The organism is Rhodovulum sp. PH10 (assembly GCF_000293785.1).
Classification (GTDB): domain Bacteria; phylum Pseudomonadota; class Alphaproteobacteria; order Rhizobiales; family Xanthobacteraceae; genus Rhodoplanes.
Genome location: NZ_AKZI01000052.1, coordinates 19,655 through 39,122, shown reverse-complemented (window position 1 = coordinate 39,122; position 19,468 = coordinate 19,655). Strand labels below are relative to the sequence as shown.

The window sequence follows — 19,468 nt, the reverse complement described above, 5'->3', positions numbered from 1 at the left end:
TGATCGCGCCGACCGACTCCTGGGTCGCCGTCTGCATGCCGGCGATCTGCGCCGAGATCTCGCCGGTGGCTTTTCCGGTCTGCGCCGCCAAGGCTTTCACCTCCTGCGCGACCACCGCGAATCCCTTGCCGGCCTCGCCTGCGCGCGCGGCTTCGATGGTCGCATTCAAGGCCAGCAAGTTGGTCTGCTCGGCGATCGCCGTGATCAGCTGCACGACGTCGCCGATGCGGGCGGCGGCTTGCGACAGCTCGGTGATGCGGCCGTCGGTCTTCTCCGCCTGCTTGACGGCCTCGCCGGCGATCCGGCTCGACTCCTGCACTTGGCGGCTGATCTCCTGCACCGAGGAGGTCATCTCGTTGGTAGCGGAGGCGACGCTCTGCACGTTGGTGGAAGCGAGCTCGGAAGCGGCCGCGACGGTGTTGGAGAGCCGCTGCGTCACCTCGGCGGTGCGGGTGAGGGTGCCGGCGGAGGCCTCGAGCTCGGTCGCGGCGGACGACACCGTCTCGACGATCTCGCCGACCGCCGCCTCGAAGCCGTCGGCGAGCTCCAGCATGCCGCGGCGGCGCTCCGCCTCGGCCCGCGCCTGAGTCTCGGCGCGCTGCGCGATCATGTGCTGGAGGTCGTCGCGCATCTTGCTCAGCGTGGTCGCGAGCGTGCCGACCTCGTCCTTCTGGTCGACGTCGAGCTGGCGGCCGAAATCGCCCTCGGCGATCGCCGCGGCGAACGCCGCGCTCTTGCGGATCGGCAGGGCGATGGTGCGGGCGGCGAACCAGATCAGCACGATCGCACCGACCGCGACCGCGAGGCCGACCACGAGCTGCCACAGCGTCGACGAGCCGGCGCGGGCGGCGAGGTTCGCCGACAAGGCGTTCGCCTCGGCGAGCACCACGTCCTGCGGCACCTGGATCAGCACCGACCACGGCTTGCCGGTTCGGCCGAGGGTGATCGGCGCGAACGCGCGGAACATCTTCGCCTGCTTGTCGAGCTCGACCGTCTCGGTGCCCTTCTTGATGTGCTCGAGGTCGGCCTGCCATCCCTTGTCGAAGGTCGACATCGGCTTGCCGATCAGGTCGGGGTGCTGGCTGTGGGCGACCACCAAGCCCATGTCGCTGAGGATCGCCACCTCGCCCTTGCCGCCGTACAGCTTCTGGTCGACGGCGCCGGCGAGCTTCTGCACGAAGTCGAGATTGAAGTCGGTGCCGGCGAGGCCGCGGAACTTTCCGTCGATCTTCACCGGGACCGAGAGGGTGGCGAGATAGACGCTCTTGCCCTGCACGATGTAGGGCAGGGGGCCGAGCACGCTCTCCTCGGCGCCTTCCTGCAGGCTGATGTACCAGCCGCCCTTCATCACGCCGTTCGGATGCAGCGCGCGGCTGTCGTACTCGACGAGCGGTTGCAGCGCGATCTTGCCGTCCTCGGCGCGTGTCCAGTAGGGCAGGAAGCGGCCGGTGTCGTCGGAGCCGACGTCGCGGCGGTTCTCGAACTGACGGTCGCGGCCGTCGAGCGCTCCCGGCTCCCAGGCCGAGTAGGTGCCGTTGAGCGTGGGATTTCTCTTCAGCACGTCGAGCAGGATCTTGTTGATCTGGTCGCGCCGCGCGGCGACCGGCGTCGCCTCGCCTCCCTCCGCCGCGAGCACGCCGAACGTCTGCGCCATGGTGCGCGCCGCGACCAGCGCGGAGGTGAACTCCTGCTGCACCGCGCGCGCCTCGCGGCTGGCGACGAACTGCAGGGACTCGCGACCGGTCTTGTTCATCAGCGACGACACGGTGTCGTCGACGAAGCTGTTGTTCCAGGACGACGACAGCACGCCGTAGCCGACCAGGACACCGGCGGTGCCGACCAGACAGATGCCCGCGAGGGAGGCGATCTTCGCCTGGATGGATTTGGCGACGGCGGAGGGCATTCTCATGTGCTGAGCCTCGGACTCGTTCTGCGCGGGTCGAGCTCCGGCGGGATCGATCGGGTGGACATCGACTCGAAAGACGAGCGGAAGGTCGCCGGAGCGCGGTGGCGATCGATGTCGAAATGATTGTGATGAGATCCGTAAAGGAAATCTTCTGAACGGCGCACGAACGGTAACGGGAGCCCTCGGGGAGAGTACCTAGGCCGATCGAGCGAGTCTGATGGAACGATGCGTGCTGCGCGAGCGGTTCGACACTTGCGCACGTTTCGATGTGTCGACGTCGTGCTCGGTCGACCGTCGACGATCAATGCGCGGGCGGCCACAGCCAGGCGGCGCCGCGCACGCCGCTCGAGTCGCCGTGCCGGTTCTTCACGATCGGTGTCGTGATACGGTCCGAGAAGGCGTAGCGTTCGACCAGCGGCGGCAGCGCGCCGTACAGCGCCTCGATGTTCGACAGGCCGCCGCCGAGCACGATCACGTCGGGATCGAGGATCGTGATCACGAGCGCGAGCCCGCGCGCGAGGCGATCGACATGGGCGTCGAGCACCAGCTTCGCTGCGGTGTCGCCGGCCGCGGCGGCCGCGGCGATCGCGCTCGCCACCGCCGGGCGCCCGGTGACGCGCTGGAACTCGCGCGCGAGGCCCGGGCCGGAGAGAAACGTCTCAAGGCAGCCGTGCTTGCCGCAATAGCAGGGCGGGCCGGGGCGCTCCTCGTCGCGCGGCCAGGGCAGCGGCACGTGGCCCCATTCGCCGGCGATCCGGTTGTGGCCGGACAGCGGCCGGCCGTCGACCACGATGCCGCCGCCGACGCCGGTTCCGAGAATCACGCCGAACACCGCTCGCGCGCCGGCGGCCGCGCCGTCGGTCGCTTCCGACACCGCAAAGCACGTCGCGTCGTTGTCGAGCCGCACCGGGCGCACCAGAATCTGCTCGAGGTCGCGGTCGAGCGGGCGGCCGTTCAGCACCACGCTGTTGGAGTTTTTCAGGAGGCCGGTGGCGGGCGAGATCGCGCCGGGGGTGGCGATGCCGACCGTGCCGGCCTCGCCGGTCGCGCCCTCGGCCGCGGCGACCAGCGCGGCGATGGTGCGCAGCGTCGCGTCGTAATCGCCGGCCGGCGTCGGCACGCGCTTGCGCCACCGCTCGGCGCCGTCCGGTGCGAGCGCGATGCCTTCGATCTTGGTGCCGCCGAGATCGATGCCGATCCGCACGGTCTCCTCCTCGCGAACCCCTCTTGGCGGTCTCCTGCTCGCGGGCTCGTCGTGACGGGCTCGCCGGTGGCGGCTCCGCTCACCGGACGAGCCGCGCCCCGGAAAAGCCACCGCCCCGAGGAAGGCGTCCGGAAAACGGGCGCCCGCGGGCAAAAGCTCGTCAGGAGATGCGCCGTCGGGAGGAAAAGCGCAACGGATGACCCGCCCCGTCCCCGCGCACGAGGGCAGGGTTTGGCGCCTCGATCTCGGGAGAGCGGCACCGGCGGTCGGGCGAAGCCGGCGCCGCCTCGTTCGTGTGCGATCAGATCTTGTAGCGCCGCAGCGCGTCGGCGATCTCGCTCTTGTCGAGCTTGGTGCCGTCGTCGCCTTCGATCAGCAGCACCGAGTGCCCGGTGCGGCTCATGTGCGAGGCCCAGCCGATCGCCTCGTCCATCGTGTCGACGCCCTTGAAGAGCATGTTCTGCTTCTCCATCGGCGAGATGCTCTCGACGCCTTCCGGCGCGGTGTAGATCTTGTACATGGATTGCTCCTCGATCGGGTGACTCGGAGATCGGGTGACGCGGACGGGCCGCCGCGCGGCCCGGTGTCGCGGCGATGTCGCCGAGGGTTTCGCGGCCGCGGTGGCGGCCATCGGTCGGCGAGGCGGTCGAGGTCGCCGCCCCTCGTCGAGCCCACCTCGTGGCCCGACGATTGCGGCAGCGATCTTTCGCCTCGGTGCGCCATCGACGAGCAGAACCGGCTCGCACCGGCGCATGCCGGTCGTGGCGAAACCCGAAAGACAACGCCGTCGGCGCCTTTCGGTTCGCCCGCGGCCCCCGTGACCGCTGGTCGCTGCATTCGCGAAAAGATTCGCGCGCACCGCCGGGCACCGGTCCGCGGCTGTCAATTCCGCACCGGCCCGTATGGCGCGGCGGCATGTTGCGGCGCACCGTCGCCTCCGATCGCGATCGCACGAGAGGAGGTTTCGTGGAGGCTCTCGACGTCTCGCTGCCATCGGCCGGGGAGTGCCTGATCGCCTCCACGCTGGTGGAATCGCGGGTCCATGCGCTCATCCTCGCGCCCTCGACCACCGACGGCGCCGTGTTCGTCGCGGTGTGGGCGATGGGAGGTCCGACCGGCCCGGAGATTCGCGGGCCCGCGCATCCGGTGCCGCACGAGGCGGTGGCCGACGTGATCGCCGGCCTTTCCGACGTCGACTGGCGCGGCGCCGCCTGGCGCACCGAGGAGCACCCGCCGGTCGAATCGAATGTTTGGCTGGGCGACGGCGCGGCCGCTCCGCTCGGCTGATCGCCGCCGGCCGCCCGCCGCGCGGCCACCGCCGATCGGGCTCGGCCGCCTGCGCGGAAGCGCCTCACGCTCGAGCGTCGGATTCCTTTGGCGGTCTCGGTGCCTCCGTGTTCATACTGAGTGTTCGGCTCGACACCCCACGTCGCGCCAGCCAAGGGAGGGGGCCATGGAATCGCTGGCGTTCCGCATGGGTGAGACACAGCGGTCGGCCGCAGCCGGCCTCGCCGCCCTGCACGGCGGCCTGAGCACTTGGCTCGACCTCGTGCAGCGCGGCGTCGCCTTCACGCCGGCGCTCGGCGGCGTCGTGCTCGGCCAGCAGGCGCTGACCTTCGCCGAGCGGAATCTCGCCGCCATGCTCGACTTCGCGCAAGGCGTGGCCCAGGCGGCCGACACCGGCGAGCTGGTCGCGCTGCACGCCACCTTCGTGCGGGCGCAGACCCACACGCTGCTCGAGCAGGCCGGCGCCCTCGGCCAGACCGCGGTGGGGCAGATGGCCGATATCGCCCGGCTGGCGTTTCCGCCGCTGATCGGCTGAACGCCGGTCGGGTTTCCCGAACGGACCCGGAATTTCCCGTTGATCGGTCGCACCGGCGTGCGGCACGGTATCCGTGCGGCGCGGTATCTCGGAACCGGACCGCGGTTTCGGTGCAGGCGGCCGGAGGGGGCGACATGGGGCGATTCGACGGCAAGGTCGCGGTGATCACCGGGGCGAGCGAGGGGATCGGCCGGGCCGGCGCGGCGCAGCTGGCCGCCGAAGGCGCGCGGGTCTTCCTCACCGGCCGGCGGGCCGACCGTTTGGCCGAGGCCGCCGCGGCGATCGGCCCGAACGCGCTGCCGGTCGCGGGCGATGCCGGCGATCCCGCCGATCTCGACCGCCTGTTCGCGACCGTCGCCCGCGAGGCGGGCCGGCTCGATCTCGTCTGGGCGAACGCCGCGGCGATCGACGTGGTGCCGCTCGCCGAGGCGACCCGCGAGCAGATCGACCGCAGCTTTCGCGTCAACGTGGTGGGCACGCTGCTGACGATCCAGAAGGCGCTGCCGCTGCTCACCGACGGCGGCGCGATCCTGATCACCGGCTCGATCGCCTCGGTGCGCGGACAGCCCGGATTCGGCCTCTACGGGGCGGCCAAGGCGGCGTTGCGCTCGTTCGCCCGCACGCTCGCCGGCGAGCTGAAGGGGCGCGGCATCCGGGTCAACGTGGTCAGTCCCGGCCCGACCGACACCGCCGCCTTCGCCGGCACGCCCGACGCCGTGAAGGCGCGAATCGCCGAAAGCGTGCCGCTCGGCCGGATGGCCCGGCCGGAGGAGGTCGCCCGCGCCGCGCTCTTCCTGCTGTCGGACGAGGCGAGCTACGTCACCGGTATCGAGTTCTTCGTCGACGGCGGCACCGCGCAGGGGTGACGCCAACGCCGCGGGCCGGTCTCGACGCGAGCGGGTCTCGACGCGAGCGTCCGACCGCACGGGCGCAGGCGAATCGGGCACGGCCGAATCGGATGCGTCTCGCCAGGCGTGCAGCCCGGCGCGCGGCTCGGCTCGGCGGCCGGCGGCGCCCGTGCTGCGGCGTGCGGGACCGCCATGATCGAGGCAGTGCGCAGCCCGCGAACAGGGGGTAGACCGACGCGGACTTCCCGATTATATGAGCGACACCGCGCCGCGGCGCGGCGGCCCCGAGCCGCCGAACTCGCCCGCCGGCCGGTCCCGAGACGGCCGCATCGCGACCCGCCTCGTTGGGGGATAGTTTAACGGTAGAACAGCGGACTCTGACTCCGTTAGTCGAGGTTCGAATCCTCGTCCCCCAGCCAGTGACCTATCGGCCTTGAAAATCAATAACTTAGGCGATGCGGAATACATCTCTTAGTGCACGCCGTTAGTACACGTCGATCGCAGGCTGGGGGGCACCCCGGCGGAGCACGGGTCGCCTACGGTCACGCCCTCAGCTTCGCCTCGCTCGATGGCGCTGCTTTGCCGGCAGCTTCTCGGCTCCGCAGGCTTCGCAAAAAAGAAACGTAGGTTCCGTGTCGGCCGACCTCGGGACGCCACCTGACGGAGATCCTGTACGAGTTGCAGCGCCCGCAGCGCTCGGGGGCCTTCGCCTTTCGCTCGAGGGTGCCGAGGGCGTAGTTGTCGACGACGTGGGCGGTGGCACCGACGGCAATCCGGGCGTCGTCACGCGTGGCGCTGGAGGCGTGTGTCAGCCAGTTCACCAGTCGCCAAGCTCGTTCTGCGGTCGTCTTCAGGTACGCGCGGACATACTCGGCGGAGTGTCCTGGCGCGACTGCGTTGCCGATCAGCTCGTTCCAGGCCGGGAAGTCGGCATTCTTGGGCGTCTCGTTGGCCGGCGTCAGCTCGACCCGATGTGGAACGAGAGCGTGTAGTCGAGGCTCGGCATGAGCGTCTGTGAGTAGAGGTTGGTCGGGTTGGTCACGACCCACCATCGTTCCTTGTCGGTGTGAACGTCCCAGACTGCGTGCTCACGGCCGAGCACCCGCTCGCTCGCCACCTTCTCCACATGCAGCACCTTCTCTTCCCCCCGGCATTGCCACTCGACGTAGTCCTGGATTTCTCGCGCAGCCTCGGGAGAATGTGCGAACAGCAGCTTGTGCAGATCGTCTTTCGGCAATGGCGGTGGGACTTCGCATCCCCGATCGTCCTTGCGATCAGCCGCCCCCGAACGCGCCGGGCTTCTCATGGGCGCCTTCACACCCTGATCGGCCCTTCTTTGTCGCGCGGGATCCTTTGGTTCGGCCATTGCTGATCGCCTGTGTGATCGGGGCCGCGGCACGACGCCCGCATTTGCCAGAGAAGATCAAAGCCCGCTCGATCGGGCGAGGCTTGCGAGCAGCGGCTCGAGCCATGCCCAGCCCTGGGGGAGTGCCTCAGACAGCTTCAGCGCGGCATCGGCAAGCCCAAGCAGGAGAGACGCAGCGACGGCCTTCGGGATCGGCTTCTCGGCTTCGTCGAACACCTTTCGCCCGAGCCCGAGCGCCCTTCTTCCGAGGAAGCTGAAAAGGTTCTCGACGCTCTTCACGGCGCCGTAGACGATGGTCTTGGTGGCGCCCAGCGGGTCCTTCACCGCTTCGGCGAGGAAGCGGAACGACGCCGGAAGCTCTGGATCGAAATAGGCCGGCTTCCGCTCCATGTCGGCCGCCATCTCGTCCATCGCTTCGCCCACGGCCTCGCGGTCCGCCTCACCCTCGCGCTTCGGGTCGGCGGCGGCGAGCCGCCGGAACTCGCCCCAGCGTTCGAGCTTGTCGACGCCCATGGACAACGCGATGCGCAGCGCCTCCAGGTCCTCCAGGCTCGCCGCGTTCATCGCCGGCATGTCGTCCCCGCCGGAGCGGTAGGCCGCGATCAGGCGCTCGAAGCGCTCGATCTCGTAGCCGATGCGGAACTGGCGCTCCTTCACGTCGGCGATGTCGCCCGGCAAGAGTCGCCCCAGGCTCACGAGCCGATCACGGATGCGGCTGTGGTTGGTGCCTTCGGCGAAGTCGCCGGACGCCAGTTCCTGGATGTGCTCGACGACCGGCTCCCGCCACGCCTCGAAGTCGCGTTCGCTCGCGCGGAGCGGACTGTCGCGATCACGGACGGAAGCGACCTTGCCGCCTCGCTCCTCGACACGGACTGGCGCCGCAGTCTGATCCGGGATCTCGGCCGACGCTTCTTCCACGCTCAGCGCATCGAGCCGCGCCTGGATCGCGAGGTTCACGGCCTCGGGTCCGTCGTCCCACGGCAGCGGCTCGTTCACGTCGGTGAAGGCCGCGTCCCATGCCTCGCTCCGTTCCGGCGACGGCGGCGAGCCGGCAAGGATCTCGTCGTACCAGTTCAGCCAGACGCGCCAGTGGCTACCGAGACGTCCGAGGTCGGCCGCCAATTCGTTCCGTCGTTCAGTGAGTGCTGACGGAATCCCGTCGGTTTCTGTGGGCCACAGCGGCACTCGCGCTAGTTGCGCGGGAGGTACACCCCTGCTCAACTGCCGAGCATCCGCTCGAGTGGCGGCGGTTGCGGCGAAGCCGGTAGCGTCACCAGCGTAGACGGCGGCAGTGGCGGCGGCTTTTGCGTCGCCGGCTCTGGCGACAGCGTATGCGGCGAATCTGGCAGCGGCTTTAGCGGCAGCCTCGGCTCTGACAGCGTCGAGGTCAATGTCGGTGATTTCGGCGGCGATACTCATATCGACGGCGGCGTTGTCGGCAGCGTTGGCGGTTTTGTGATTTGTGTACACCGAGGCAAATCGCGAAACCGCGGTCGCACGAAAGATCGGCAACGCGATGGTTGCAGCGTCGTTTTCTGTCAGTTTACGCCATCTGACGAAAGGCAGCGCTCGTAGAGCCGCACGGGCCGCGATCACGACCGAACAACTTCCGGGCTTCGATCGAAGCCACGCCTCGAAGGCATCGCGGTCGCTTGGGTCTGGAACTTCGTCCGCCCCGGAGGGAACCTCGCCGGGCGGCTTCGAGCGACCTCCACCTCCTCCGCCGCTTGCTCCGGCCGAGCTTTCGGCGCTCGGCAGCGTCGGGCGGGCCGCCGGAAGAGGCTCGCTGCGGTCGATGAACGAAGAGGGTGTCCCCGATCCGTTGCCTCCGGCGGCCGGCGCAGTGCTCGTCGCAGACGGAGCCGCGCCGGGGAACGGCGGCCGTGTGGCCGGTGGTGCCGGCGGCTCGAGAAACGCGAGCAGCGCCTCCTCCGCCTCGCCCTCGGTCTTCCCGACCAGCGACAGCCGGTTCAGCGGCCTGGCGAGCGGTGGCCAGTCGGTGACGGTCTCGACCTCGACCGGCACCAGAAACCCGTCACGGCCCTCCGGGTCCTGCCAGTAGGCGGCCCAGCGCTCGGCATTCGAGTAGACGCCTCGGGCATAGGCGTTCGAGAACACGCCGAGAAGGTGATCGGCCTCCCTGATCCGCTGCTCCATCCAGCGCGGCACGTTCTGGCCCGCTCCGACCTCCCACTCGTGAACGAACGGAACGTGGCCGTTGTCGCGCAGCGTCACCCCGATCCAGTGCGCCCACGCACGATCGACCCCGGTGTAGCTGATGAAGACTTTTGCCACCCGCGCCCCGCGCCGAGATGCCCGAGCACGAGACTACGGCCGGAGAGCTACGGACGGCAACCGTGCGTGGCAGAGAACAGCCGACGATTGTTCGTCGGCCAGCATCGGCTGAGCCCGCCCTCGGCTGGCACCGAGCCGCCAAAAACACTGATCGAGAGGGGCGGATCAACACGGGCCGTGCCCGCCCTGCCGCCTCCCTTCCCGGCTCGCCGGCGACACCTCGGGGTCCACCGGCTCGTTCCTGATGCCATGCATCGGGTGAGCCCGTTCGGCTTGTCGTCGACCCGAGCGGCGGAGCCCGGTGCATCATCGTCCGCACGACTCTGATAGAATGCCGATCGCAACACACGCCAGTGGCGTATTCGGCGAAGAAGGACATTCGATGCCCATTCAGCACAGCCTTTGGCGCGTCGGAAGCGAGCCCCGCGCCCTTCGCGAGGCGAGCCTCCCGAGCGAATTGCTGTTGGAGGACATGATCGTCGCCGCGCCGGAAATACTCTCGCGGGAGTGGATGATCGTTGGCCGGCAGGAAGACACCGGTTTCGGGGGACGGATCGATCTGCTCGCGCTGGCACCCGACGGGACGCTCATTCTGGTCGAGCTGAAACGCGGCAGAACCCCGCGTGAGGTCGTGGCGCAGGCGCTCGATTACGCGAGCTGGGCCGAGCATCTCCACGCCGACGACATCGCCCGCATCTACACGCGGTTCGCCAAGGGGCGATCCCTCGACGAGGCGTTCGCCCAGCGCTTCGGTCAGCCCCTCGACCCGGAGCTTCTGAACCAGAGCCATCAGATCGTGATCGTCGCATCAGAACTCGACGCCGCGAGCGAGCGGATCGTCGGCTACCTGAACAGCCGGGACATTCCGATCAACGTGCTGTGCTTCCAGGTGTTCGACACCGAACCCGGCCTCTTGTTGAGCCGCGCCTGGCTGCGCGATCCGGTCGAGGCGCAGATCGCGGCCGCTGCCGGTGGGAGCCTCACAAGCTCGGAGCCGTGGAACGGAGAATACTACGCCTGCTTCGGGCAAGGGGAGAACCGTGACTGGGAGGACGCTCGGCGCTACGGCTTCATCTCCGCTGGCGGTGGCGCTTGGTACAGCGGCACGCTGAGACTGCTCACGCCGGGCGATCTCGTATGGGTGAAGGCGCCCGGCTACGGTTTTGTCGGCGTCGGACGTGTCCGCAAGAGCGCCACGCCGGCCAACGAGTTCACGGTGGTCGGCGAGGATGGCGTGGAACGCCCCGCGTTGGAGGTTCTGGCCCGCGCCGACTACCACCGGATGTCTCTCGACGATGCCGACCGGCGCGAGATGTTCGTCGCGATCGACTGGGCCGAAACGCGGCCTTTGTCGGAGGCGGTGAACGAGGCCGGCATGTTCGGGAACCAGAACACCGTTTGCGCACCGAAGACGCCGAAGTGGCGCCATACGGTCGAGCGCCTGAAGGAGCTTTTTCCGAACTGGTCGAAAGGAGCGTAGGAGCCCCAGAGGGCAATGCGCTCCTCACGCCCGTGCCATCTCCTCCCCTGCGCGATCGAAGATCGGTGACGCGCAGGCTTTCCGCCCTTCGCTGGTCTATGGGGGTTGCGGACGCCCGGTCTCTGTCGTGGTTGCGGCTATGCCACCGCGTTCGGCTCGCCGAGCACCCGCATCACGGTCCCGACACCCACCCCGAGCTTCCCGGCAATCGCCCGAATGCCCTTGCCCTCGGCCCGCAGCGCCCGGATGGCATCGACCTTCTTCGCGTCGGTGTCCTCGATCCGCTTGCGGCCGAGCTTGGTGCCCTGCGCCTTGGCTCTGGCCAGCCCCGCCATCACCCGCTCGCGGATCATCGCCCGCTCGAACTCGGCGAACACCCCGAGCATCTGGTACATGGCGCGGCCGGAGGGCGTGGACGTGTCGAGGCCCTGCTGATGCAGGAACAGGTCCACGTTCTTCGACCGCATCTCCTGGAGGAGGTCGAGCAGGTCGGTGAGGCTGCGGCCGAGGCGGTCGACCGACCACGCGGCGACCATGTCCACCTCGCGGCGGGTCACGGCCTTCATCAGGGCGTCGAGGCCCGGCCGCATGTCGCGCCCCTTGGCACCCGACAGGCCCTCGTCGGTGAACACCGCGACGACCTCCCAGCCGGCCCGCTCCGCGACCGCCTCCAGCTCTCGGCGCTGGTTGTCGGTGGTCTGCTCTGTGGTGCTGACGCGCAGATACAGCGCGACACGCTTCGGCGCGGTGGCTCGCTTCGCACTCACGACCATCCCCCTCCCTCGTCGGAACCGCCGGCACCATGCGCCTCGTATGTTCCGAAATCAAGTGTCTATCGAACATCTGTTTCGGCCGGGGATGGCCCTTGTCATTGCACGAGTTTTTAGGGCGGCCTCGTTGGGGGATTTCGGAACAGGGGCGGACGCGGCTCGATGCGCGGGACGGCGTGGAGGTCGAGGGCGACCCGCTGTCCCACCACCACGAAGGCGAGGCTGGGCGACGGCTGGACGGAGGTCGGTGGAGGCGGATGCCGGATCGGTCGTCCGGTTGACGCTCTGGGCCTCTCCGCCAGACCGCGGTGGCCTATCTCGGCGCCGAGCCCGCCCCGTCGTCGGCCTTCGTCCGGCTGCACGATGCGTTGACGGAAGACCGGGGCACGGGGGGATCGGACCCTCGATGCCCATCGAGGCCGGGCTTCAGAAATTTCGATCGACTATGCCGTGGCCGGCCCCACCCCCCATGCTCGTCCCTCGCCGATGGCGGATGAAGCCGCTGAACGGGGCTTCGGGAATGATGCGGAGTAAGGAGGGGGCAAAAAGCCGAGGCCCGGCGGGGATGGCTGGGCGTACCGACCTGCCGATAAAGGCACCTCGTCTATATAGACCTTAGGCCGGGTGCCGTTATCCTCGGATCAGCGAGCGGCCGGCGACCTTCCATCCGGCTCGGCTGCAGGCCCGATCTCGGGCGATGCACCAGATCTTGTGCCCCACTGCGACGCCGTACGCCGCCTTCACGGCCTTGATCGAGACCTTCCCGGTGCCCTCCGGAAGCCCGCCGAGGAACGCCAGGATGGCTTCCGCGGCCGCCTCCGTCCTGGTCTCCTCCGCCTCGGCCTCCGTCCGCCACGGCTCGATCCGGCACCCCGGCATCAGCGAGGCGGCGAGGGCGACCGGCTTGGCGTCCCAGAGGATGACGTGGACGGTGGTCGCCTTGGCTTCCCCGTCGACCGTGTCCCGGCACGCCGCCCGGTGCAGGCCCTGGTAGATGTTGTTCGCCTTCTCGGACGCCTGGATGTCGGCGATCCGGCTGTGCGGGAGCGGGCTGAGAAGGTCGTCGCGCTGGCCGACGAGCTGGCCGGCCGCCGCCACGTCGGGCAGATGCGTGGTGCCGACGAAGAAGACGTGCGAGCAGTGCTTGTAGCGGTTGCTCGCCGTCTCCCGGCCGTGGGTGAGCCAGCAGAACCGCGGAAGCCGCTTCTCCGGGTCGGCGGGGTCCGGCACGGTGGCGTCGAGGTCGATGCCGGCGGCCCGCAGGTCGCCCTTCAGCACCTCCGCCATGTCGATCTTGCCGCGCTTCTTGTGGGTGAAGAACAGCACCGCCTCGTCGGGGCCGAGGGCGAGCACCCGCGCGGCGATCTCCTTCGAGACCACGCGATCCTCGCGGCGGCCGCCGAACGCCGCCTCCATCCTCTGACGCCCTCCGCTCATCCTCCAGTGGCGGATGGTGACGCGGGAGTACCGCTTGATGGCGCGGCCGGCGAACCACGGATCGACCGCAATGGTCGGGTCCTCCTTCACCAGCTCGCGGATGGGGGCCGAGGCGTCGAGGATTGCGACGTGGCGCAGCGTGGGAGGCACCGAGATCGTGTAGGTCAGCACCCCGCCGCCGCCCTGGCCCGTGCCGAGAAGCCGAAGCTGCTCGGCGTGGATCTCGATCAGCACCTCGAGCGGGTCGAGCAGGTCGCGGGGCGGCAACAACGCCACCCGGAACTCGGCCGCCTGCCGCTCGGTCAGTGCGGGCAGGCTCAGCAGCTCTGGCTTGCGTCGCGGGTCGTCCCGCTGCGCCCGCCTCTCGCGCTGGATCACGCTCCAGCATCGCGTCGCCCATCGAGCGAGCCGTGCCAGGGGCGCGTCCGGTTCTCCAGCCGCGGCGACGTTCTCCACCCAACCGATCGCTCCGGCGAGGCTCTCGAAGCCGATGCCGCGAGAGGACGAGATGATGCATGCCTCATCCCAGAGGACCACGTCTCGCGACCGTCCGCGGTAGAGCAGCTCGTCGTGGTCGAGCCCGCCGCCCTTCTTCAGGCGCATGTGGGTGACGATGAGGATCTGGCGCCGCTGGTTGTCGGTGGTCGGGGGCGTGAAGCGGTGCCCGGCCGGCTCGCTGTGGATCAGGCCGACCGCGTCGGGCGGAACGCCCTCGGCGATCAACTGCCTGTAGATGTCGTCCAGCTCGTCGATGCGGCTCGCGGTGATCATCACGCTGTACGGCAGGCCGGCGCGGATCAGCGTTCCGCACCACGCCCGCACCGCGACGGTCTTGCCGCAGCCGCACGGCAGGCCGTAGGCGTGGCGGCCGGACAGCTCGCCGCTCGCCAGCCTGGTGAAGCCGCCGATCATCCGGTTCAGGGCCTCCGCATGCTCGGCGGAGACGGTCGAGCCGAAACCGGTCAGCAGTTCGCGCGTTCGCCGGACGGCAGGCAGCGTCAGCGCGTCGGAGTACAGGTGGTCAGCCGTCGCGACTGACGAGGACGAGCTGATGGCGTTCAAGGGCACGCGGGACGGGAGCACCGGGGCGGCGGCGATCGTATGCAGGGCCGCCGTCATACCGGGCCCCCGAAGGCACTCAGGGTGGCCGGCAGGTAGATCATCACGACATCCGCGACGAGCAGTGCGGTGATGCCGTGGGAGAAGTGGGCGAAGCAGGCGGGCGCCCAGCCCGAGGATGAGGTCGAAAAGTCTCTGCGTTGCATTTCCGAGTTGTGCCCCTGGACGAGCCGTCACGGTGAACCCGCGGCACTCGGCAGACCGCCGGTGTCCATGGCCGGTTCGCCCAGGGGAAGGGGATCAAGATGAGAGGCGTCGTGCGGCGAGCGTCAGAACGCACCTTCGCCGCGGCTCCTGAAGGGCAAGCTGAGGCTCGTCGCCATCGCGGATGACGGGCGCTCAAGCGGGGTTCCTTAGGGCTGGTGTGCAACCTTAGTACAGGCCGCCCGAGTGCCGCGGAGGCGCGGCGGTGATGTCGGGAAAGGGCTCCCTTGGGCTATACCGCAACTCAATCGCTTGGCTCGCGCAGAAGCTTGATCTGCTGCCCGCGCCGGCGAGGCGATGGAGCGCAATGCGCCCCACCGCCAGACTGCCGATCAGTTCGCGACCGATCGCGCACGCTTCAGCAGCACCCGCTCATACACCACCTCGGGGTAGCTGGAGATCTGGGCGCTCGTGACGAGATCGCGAAGGGGCTCGGGAACGGTCTTCCATTCTCCCACGACGCCCATCTCCGTCGCGATTGCATCGGCCACCACATCAAGGGTCGAGATGCCGTCCGCGATGTGTTTCGCAGACTGCGGATCGAAGCCTTGTGAGAAGGCGTAGGCCCAGATTGTCGTCCGGCCGTCCGAGGAAGTCGCATGGACATCGGCCAAGAAGGCGAGGAACTGGTCCACATCGGCGTCCGGCTGAGTTCCGGTTTCCTCGACTTGATCGGACCATTCTTCGTCGCCCCGGAGCAGTAAGTCGTATCCTTTCGCGAGCGTCGTCATCAGGTCGACGTGGTCGAGCGACCCCTCGTCCGTCCATCGACGCTCGTTAAAAATGCGGTCGAGCTGCTCCTTCGCTTTATGCGCGATGAAGCCGTAGCCCAGCACGATGATGAAGGAGTCTTCTTTTTCGAGCAGTGCACTTTCCGCATCACAGATCGGGAGGCGGCGGTATTGCTCGCCGAGCGCCCAGCATCGCGCCTCGACGAGCTGCTCGGTCAGGCCCAATCCGCGAGTTTCGGTCGGGGTCGCGTTCTTCGTCGTGTCGTTGATGTTGTTGGTGGTCGTGTTCAAGTCTTTCTCCAAGTCGCCGACGAGATCGGATCGAAGGCATCGGCGTGTGGCAGTGCCGTTGGTGAACGAGGCTTGGTCAGGCTCCCGTTCAGGGCCTGTGCGACGACACTAATCGTCGCTGCCGGAAACCAGTGCGATGGGGCCGTTCTACTGGACGGGAAGGCTTTATGGGGACGGCGGCCTTACCATGCCCAATCCGCTCACGGGCTTTGGTCGGCCCATGATCGGGAATGCGGCCCCGAGGCCGCTGGTTCTGGCTATGGTGAGTGGCGAGCTTTTTACAGGGGCTCGTCAGACCCGAGGATTGGGTAACGCGATGGCGAGACAATCCTACATGTTCGGCATTGCGTCAACAGAAAAATACCGAAAAATCAATACCTTTTGCCAAGAGACAAAGTGTCTCGTGCGAAGCTAACGAACTCAGGTATTTACCGCCGAAAATGGTGACAATATGCGCGGGTGGTGCCAATCGGGTGCAAATGTTGCTTCGCCAACAACGGGAGTTGGCCACAGCATTCTCCTGATCATGCTGCCGTCCGGGCCTCGACGTCTCGCAGGATTTGAACCAAGCGGCGAACATCCGGCTCGGGGAAAACGCCCTCCACGCCATTGGTGTCGAAGTCCGTGAACGGGGTCTCGTAAAGGAGCTTCGGGTCCATCACGCCGCGCTCGGTCAGGTGGTCGATGACCAGGCCGACGAACTCCAGCTGGTTGGCCGTCGGATTGCGGCCATCCAGGAACTCGGCGAAGGCGAGTTTCGCCGCCTCGCGATCGAGCCCGATCAGCGAGCGCACGAAGCGGCCGAGCCCTCCGTCGGTCTTCAGCCGGTCGATCGACTCCTCGTCGACGCCCGCCTCGGTGAAGATGCGTTCCAGCTCGACGAGATCGGTGGGCGTCAACGGCTCGTTGCGCCTGAGCTTCAGGATGGCGAGGTGGTTCTCGAACGGTTTCAGGAATACCCGGGCCTTTCGGCGGAACGCGGCGAGATCGGTGCCGACCGAGATCCCGGCGACCGTGATCTCGGTCGCGGTGCCGGTCCGGTCCTCGAAATCGGAGTAGACGAGCGGCCGCTTGCCGGGCTCGATCAGCTTCACGAGAGCGCGGAGACGTCGGCGGACGGTCTCCAGCATGGGCAGGGTGACGTCCTGCCAGAACGCGTCCGTCTGCACCTCGTGGATCAGCGCCATCTCGGCCGCCACCATCGGCACGTTGGCGAGCAGCTCGAGCGACGCGGCGGTGTCGGTGATCTGCTTCCGCAACCGCTGAAACGAAGCCTCGACCCGCAGTAGCGCCAGCTCGGCACGGAAGACCAGAAGGTCGAACTGCTTCGCCGCGAGGTCGTCGTCCGTCACCGCCGACGGCAGCCCGGCGACGTGCTCGACCAGCTCCTGGCGAGCATCGGCGTCGATCCGCTGCCACGGCGCCTCGGTTCTGTACTTCTCGACGAAGCGGCGCTTCGGCCGGACCAGGAAGTTGTCGAGGCTCATGCCCGAAACTTCCGCGCGGAGATCGACCGCGAGGGCATCTCGCAGGGCCTCGACCTCGGCCGCCCGATCCACCTCGGATCCCGGCTCGCCGGCATGGAGTACCGGCGTCTCCACCTGCGTGTAAGTGCAGTCGGCGCCACCGGTGCCGTGCGCCGGCCGGGCTCCGTCCAGTGTCGCGACGATGTCGACGCGGGCCGTGAACAAGCGTTTGCCGAGGCTCTCGCCGCCCGAGCCCTCCGTCGTCTGCGGGTTCTGGTCGAAGAACTCGAAGTTGCGGCACCAGTCGAAGACGTAGAAGAACTCCTTGTGCGAGCCCGGTCCGAACAGGTTCGGGCAGAGACGTGTGCCGCGCCCGATCATCTGCCAGAACTTGGTCTTCGAGCGCACCGGCTTGAAGAACACCAGATTGACCACCTCCGGCACGTCGATGCCGGTGTCGAGCATGTCGACCGAGATGGCGATGTGCGGGTCCTTGTCGGGATCGGAGAAGGCATCGATCAACGACTGGGCATAATTGACCTGAAAGTCGATCACTCGCGCGAACCGCCCGGCGAGGTGCGGATAGGCGACGTCGAACCGCCTAGCGATGAACTCCGCATGGTCGTGGTTCTTGGCGAAGACGATGGTCTTGCCGAGCCGGTCGCCGTCCGCGACCTTCTGCCCGTTCTCCATCAGGTGCTGCAGCACGCGGTCGACCGTGTCGGCGTTGAACAGCCACTTGTTGATCGCCGGCGCCTCCACGGCCCCCGGCACGGTGCCGTCGTCGCTCCATTCGAGCGCGTCCCACGCCTCCTTCTCGTCGTCGGTGAGCTGATCGTAGCGGATGCCGCGGTCGAGGAAGTCGGTGGTCAGCGAGACGGCGCGGGGCGGCACGAGAAAGCCGTCCTCGACCGCCTCGTCGAGCCCGTAGGCGTCGGTCGGGACTCCGGTCTGCAGATCGAACAGGCGGTAGGTGTCGCGGTCGACCTCGTCCTTCGGCGTCGCCGTGAGGCCGACCAGCAGGCTGTCGAAATACTCGAAAATCGCCCGGTATTTCCGATAGACCGAGCGGTGCGCCTCGTCGATCACCACGAGGTCGAAATGGCCGACACCGAAGCGGCGCCCGCCGACGTCCGTCTCGTCGATCAGCCCCATCATCGTCGGGTAGGTCGAGACATAGACCCGGCCCTCCTGGCGCTTGTCCTCCAAGAGGTTCACGGTCGCGGCGCCCGGCAGATGCGCCTTGAAGGCGTTGGCGGCCTGCTTCACCAGCGCGGTGCGGTCGGCGAGGAAGAGCGTCCGCTTCACCCAGTTGGCCCGCATCAGGAGGTCGCACAGAGCGATCACGGTGCGGGTCTTGCCGGCCCCGGTCGCCATCACGACCAGGGCCTTGCGCTGCTTGTCCCGCTCGAACGCCTCGGTGATGCGGCGGATGGCGCGGTGCTGATAGGGGCGCTCGACGATGGCGCGGTCGATGTCCTCGGGGGCGAGCGGCTTTCGGGTGCTTCGCCGCTGGATCAGCAGCGCCAGCTCGTCCTTTGCGAGAAAACCCTGGATCGGCCGCGGCGGATAGCGGGTGTCGTCCCACATCCAGTGCTCGTAGCCGTTGGTGTAGAAGATCACTGGCCGCTGACCGTGCTGCGCCTCCAGGCAGTCGGCGTAGAGCTTTGCCTGCTGCCGGCCGACGGCCGGGTCCTTGCGGGTGCGCTTGGCCTCGACGAGCGCCAGCGGCTTGCCGTCGTCGCCGCGCAGCACGTAGTCGACGAAACCCTGGCCGGTGCCGTTCGGCATCCCGGTGACCGGGACCTCGGTGCAGCCGGGCGCTTGCGGGTCGAACCCGGCCTCGCGCAGCAGGAGGTCGATGAAGAGGTCGCGGGTCTCGGCCTCGCTGTAGTCGTGGGTGTCGGGGATCGCCTGGTTGGCGGCCTTGGTGGCGGCGATCTCGGCCCGCACCGCGGCCAGCTCGGCTTCGAGCGCCGCACGGCCGTCCTCGCTGGCTCGGCGGGCGGCCTCGGCCTCGTCCCGCGCCTCGATCGTCTCCTTGAAGCGGCGACCGATCTCCTGGAGCCGGGCGAGCGTCGTCGCCGGCACCTCGGTGAGCCGCGGCAGCGCCTCCATGGAGAACGTCACATCGGCCGCGGGCTTCTCGCCGCGGGCATAGGTGCGGGCGAGCCAGTAGGCGACGTGAAAAAGCTCGCGCACCGCCGTCGCGGCCTGTCCGGGGGAGACCGGCTTGCCGTGGGCGGCGGCGTTGCCGGTGTCCTTCACGAACCGCGCCTTGACGGCGAGCGTGCGCCCGACCAGCGTTTGAAAGGTCGGCTCGGCGATCAGCGCCGCCAGCGTCCGCTCGAACGGATGCTTCAGGCTGCCGTCGTGCCGATAGAGCCAGCCGACCGCGGTCTCCAAAGCGAGGCGACCGTAGAAGGCCGCGCTGCGCGGGTCGCCATGCACCAAGCTCTCGGCCCGCGAGGCGTGGGCAAAGATTTCGGGAAATTCGGCTTGCAGGAAAGCGAACTGGGACATCGCGGG

The 19,468-nt window shown here is 68.4% G+C and carries 13 protein-coding genes and 1 tRNA gene; 5 read left to right on the top strand and 9 right to left on the bottom strand.

What is annotated here, in order from left to right:
- The 3 genes from A33M_RS24885 to A33M_RS10230 form a co-directional block, all read right to left on the bottom strand.
- On the bottom strand, positions 1-1,909 hold a 1,909-nt coding region (locus A33M_RS24885), incomplete at its 3' end, for a methyl-accepting chemotaxis protein (protein WP_040620066.1).
- 298 nt (positions 1,910-2,207) lie between these two features.
- Entirely contained in the window at positions 2,208-3,110 is a 903-nt protein-coding gene (locus A33M_RS10235) for an ROK family protein (protein ID WP_008386582.1), read from the bottom strand.
- 301 nt (positions 3,111-3,411) lie between these two features.
- Positions 3,412-3,630, bottom strand: a complete 219-nt coding sequence (locus tag A33M_RS10230) for a hypothetical protein (RefSeq protein WP_008386580.1) — start codon at positions 3,628-3,630, stop codon at positions 3,412-3,414.
- 446 nt (positions 3,631-4,076) lie between these two features.
- Here A33M_RS10230 and A33M_RS10225 point away from each other — a divergent pair, with 446 nt between their 5' ends.
- From A33M_RS10225 to A33M_RS10210, 4 genes are all read left to right on the top strand, one after another.
- Positions 4,077-4,397 carry a hypothetical protein gene (locus tag A33M_RS10225; RefSeq protein WP_008386579.1) on the top strand — a complete coding sequence of 107 codons (321 nt, stop codon included), beginning with the start codon at positions 4,077-4,079 and terminating at the stop codon, positions 4,395-4,397.
- 166 nt (positions 4,398-4,563) lie between these two features.
- Positions 4,564-4,932: a phasin family protein gene (locus tag A33M_RS23850; protein ID WP_008386576.1), complete on the top strand. Its 369-nt coding sequence runs from the start codon at positions 4,564-4,566 to the stop codon at positions 4,930-4,932.
- A gap of 134 nt (positions 4,933-5,066) precedes the next feature.
- A complete protein-coding gene (locus A33M_RS10215; RefSeq protein WP_008386575.1) occupies positions 5,067-5,798 on the top strand; it encodes an SDR family NAD(P)-dependent oxidoreductase in 732 nt (243 codons plus the stop codon).
- 327 nt (positions 5,799-6,125) lie between these two features.
- Positions 6,126-6,199, top strand: a tRNA-Gln gene (locus A33M_RS10210).
- A gap of 539 nt (positions 6,200-6,738) precedes the next feature.
- On the opposite strand, the gene A33M_RS10205 is transcribed toward A33M_RS10210, so the two are convergent.
- Together A33M_RS10205 and A33M_RS22900 are read right to left on the bottom strand one after the other, a co-directional pair.
- Positions 6,739-7,146: a hypothetical protein gene (locus A33M_RS10205; RefSeq protein ID WP_157223412.1), complete on the bottom strand. Its 408-nt coding sequence runs from the start codon at positions 7,144-7,146 to the stop codon at positions 6,739-6,741.
- A 57-nt stretch (positions 7,147-7,203) separates the two neighbouring features.
- A complete protein-coding gene (locus tag A33M_RS22900) occupies positions 7,204-9,441 on the bottom strand; it encodes a toll/interleukin-1 receptor domain-containing protein (protein ID WP_083850404.1) in 2,238 nt (745 codons plus the stop codon).
- A 331-nt stretch (positions 9,442-9,772) separates the two neighbouring features.
- Between A33M_RS22900 and A33M_RS10195 the strand changes: the two genes are divergently transcribed.
- Complete coding sequence (locus A33M_RS10195; RefSeq protein ID WP_202801846.1) at positions 9,773-10,921, top strand: nuclease; 1,149 nt, start codon at positions 9,773-9,775, stop codon at positions 10,919-10,921.
- Between the two features lie 137 nt (positions 10,922-11,058).
- Here the strand turns inward: A33M_RS10195 and A33M_RS10190 are convergent, their stop codons facing one another.
- From A33M_RS10190 to A33M_RS10175, 4 genes are all read right to left on the bottom strand, one after another.
- Positions 11,059-11,694, bottom strand: coding sequence for a recombinase family protein (locus A33M_RS10190; protein WP_040620062.1), 636 nt, complete (start codon positions 11,692-11,694; stop codon positions 11,059-11,061).
- A 627-nt stretch (positions 11,695-12,321) separates the two neighbouring features.
- Complete coding sequence (locus A33M_RS10185) at positions 12,322-14,247, bottom strand: hypothetical protein (RefSeq protein WP_040620061.1); 1,926 nt, start codon at positions 14,245-14,247, stop codon at positions 12,322-12,324.
- Positions 14,248-14,783: 536 nt separating this feature from the next.
- Complete coding sequence (locus A33M_RS10180) at positions 14,784-15,473, bottom strand: hypothetical protein (protein WP_008386566.1); 690 nt, start codon at positions 15,471-15,473, stop codon at positions 14,784-14,786.
- 524 nt (positions 15,474-15,997) lie between these two features.
- Complete coding sequence (locus tag A33M_RS10175; protein WP_008386563.1) at positions 15,998-19,462, bottom strand: DEAD/DEAH box helicase family protein; 3,465 nt, start codon at positions 19,460-19,462, stop codon at positions 15,998-16,000.
- Positions 19,463-19,468 lie beyond the last annotated feature (6 nt).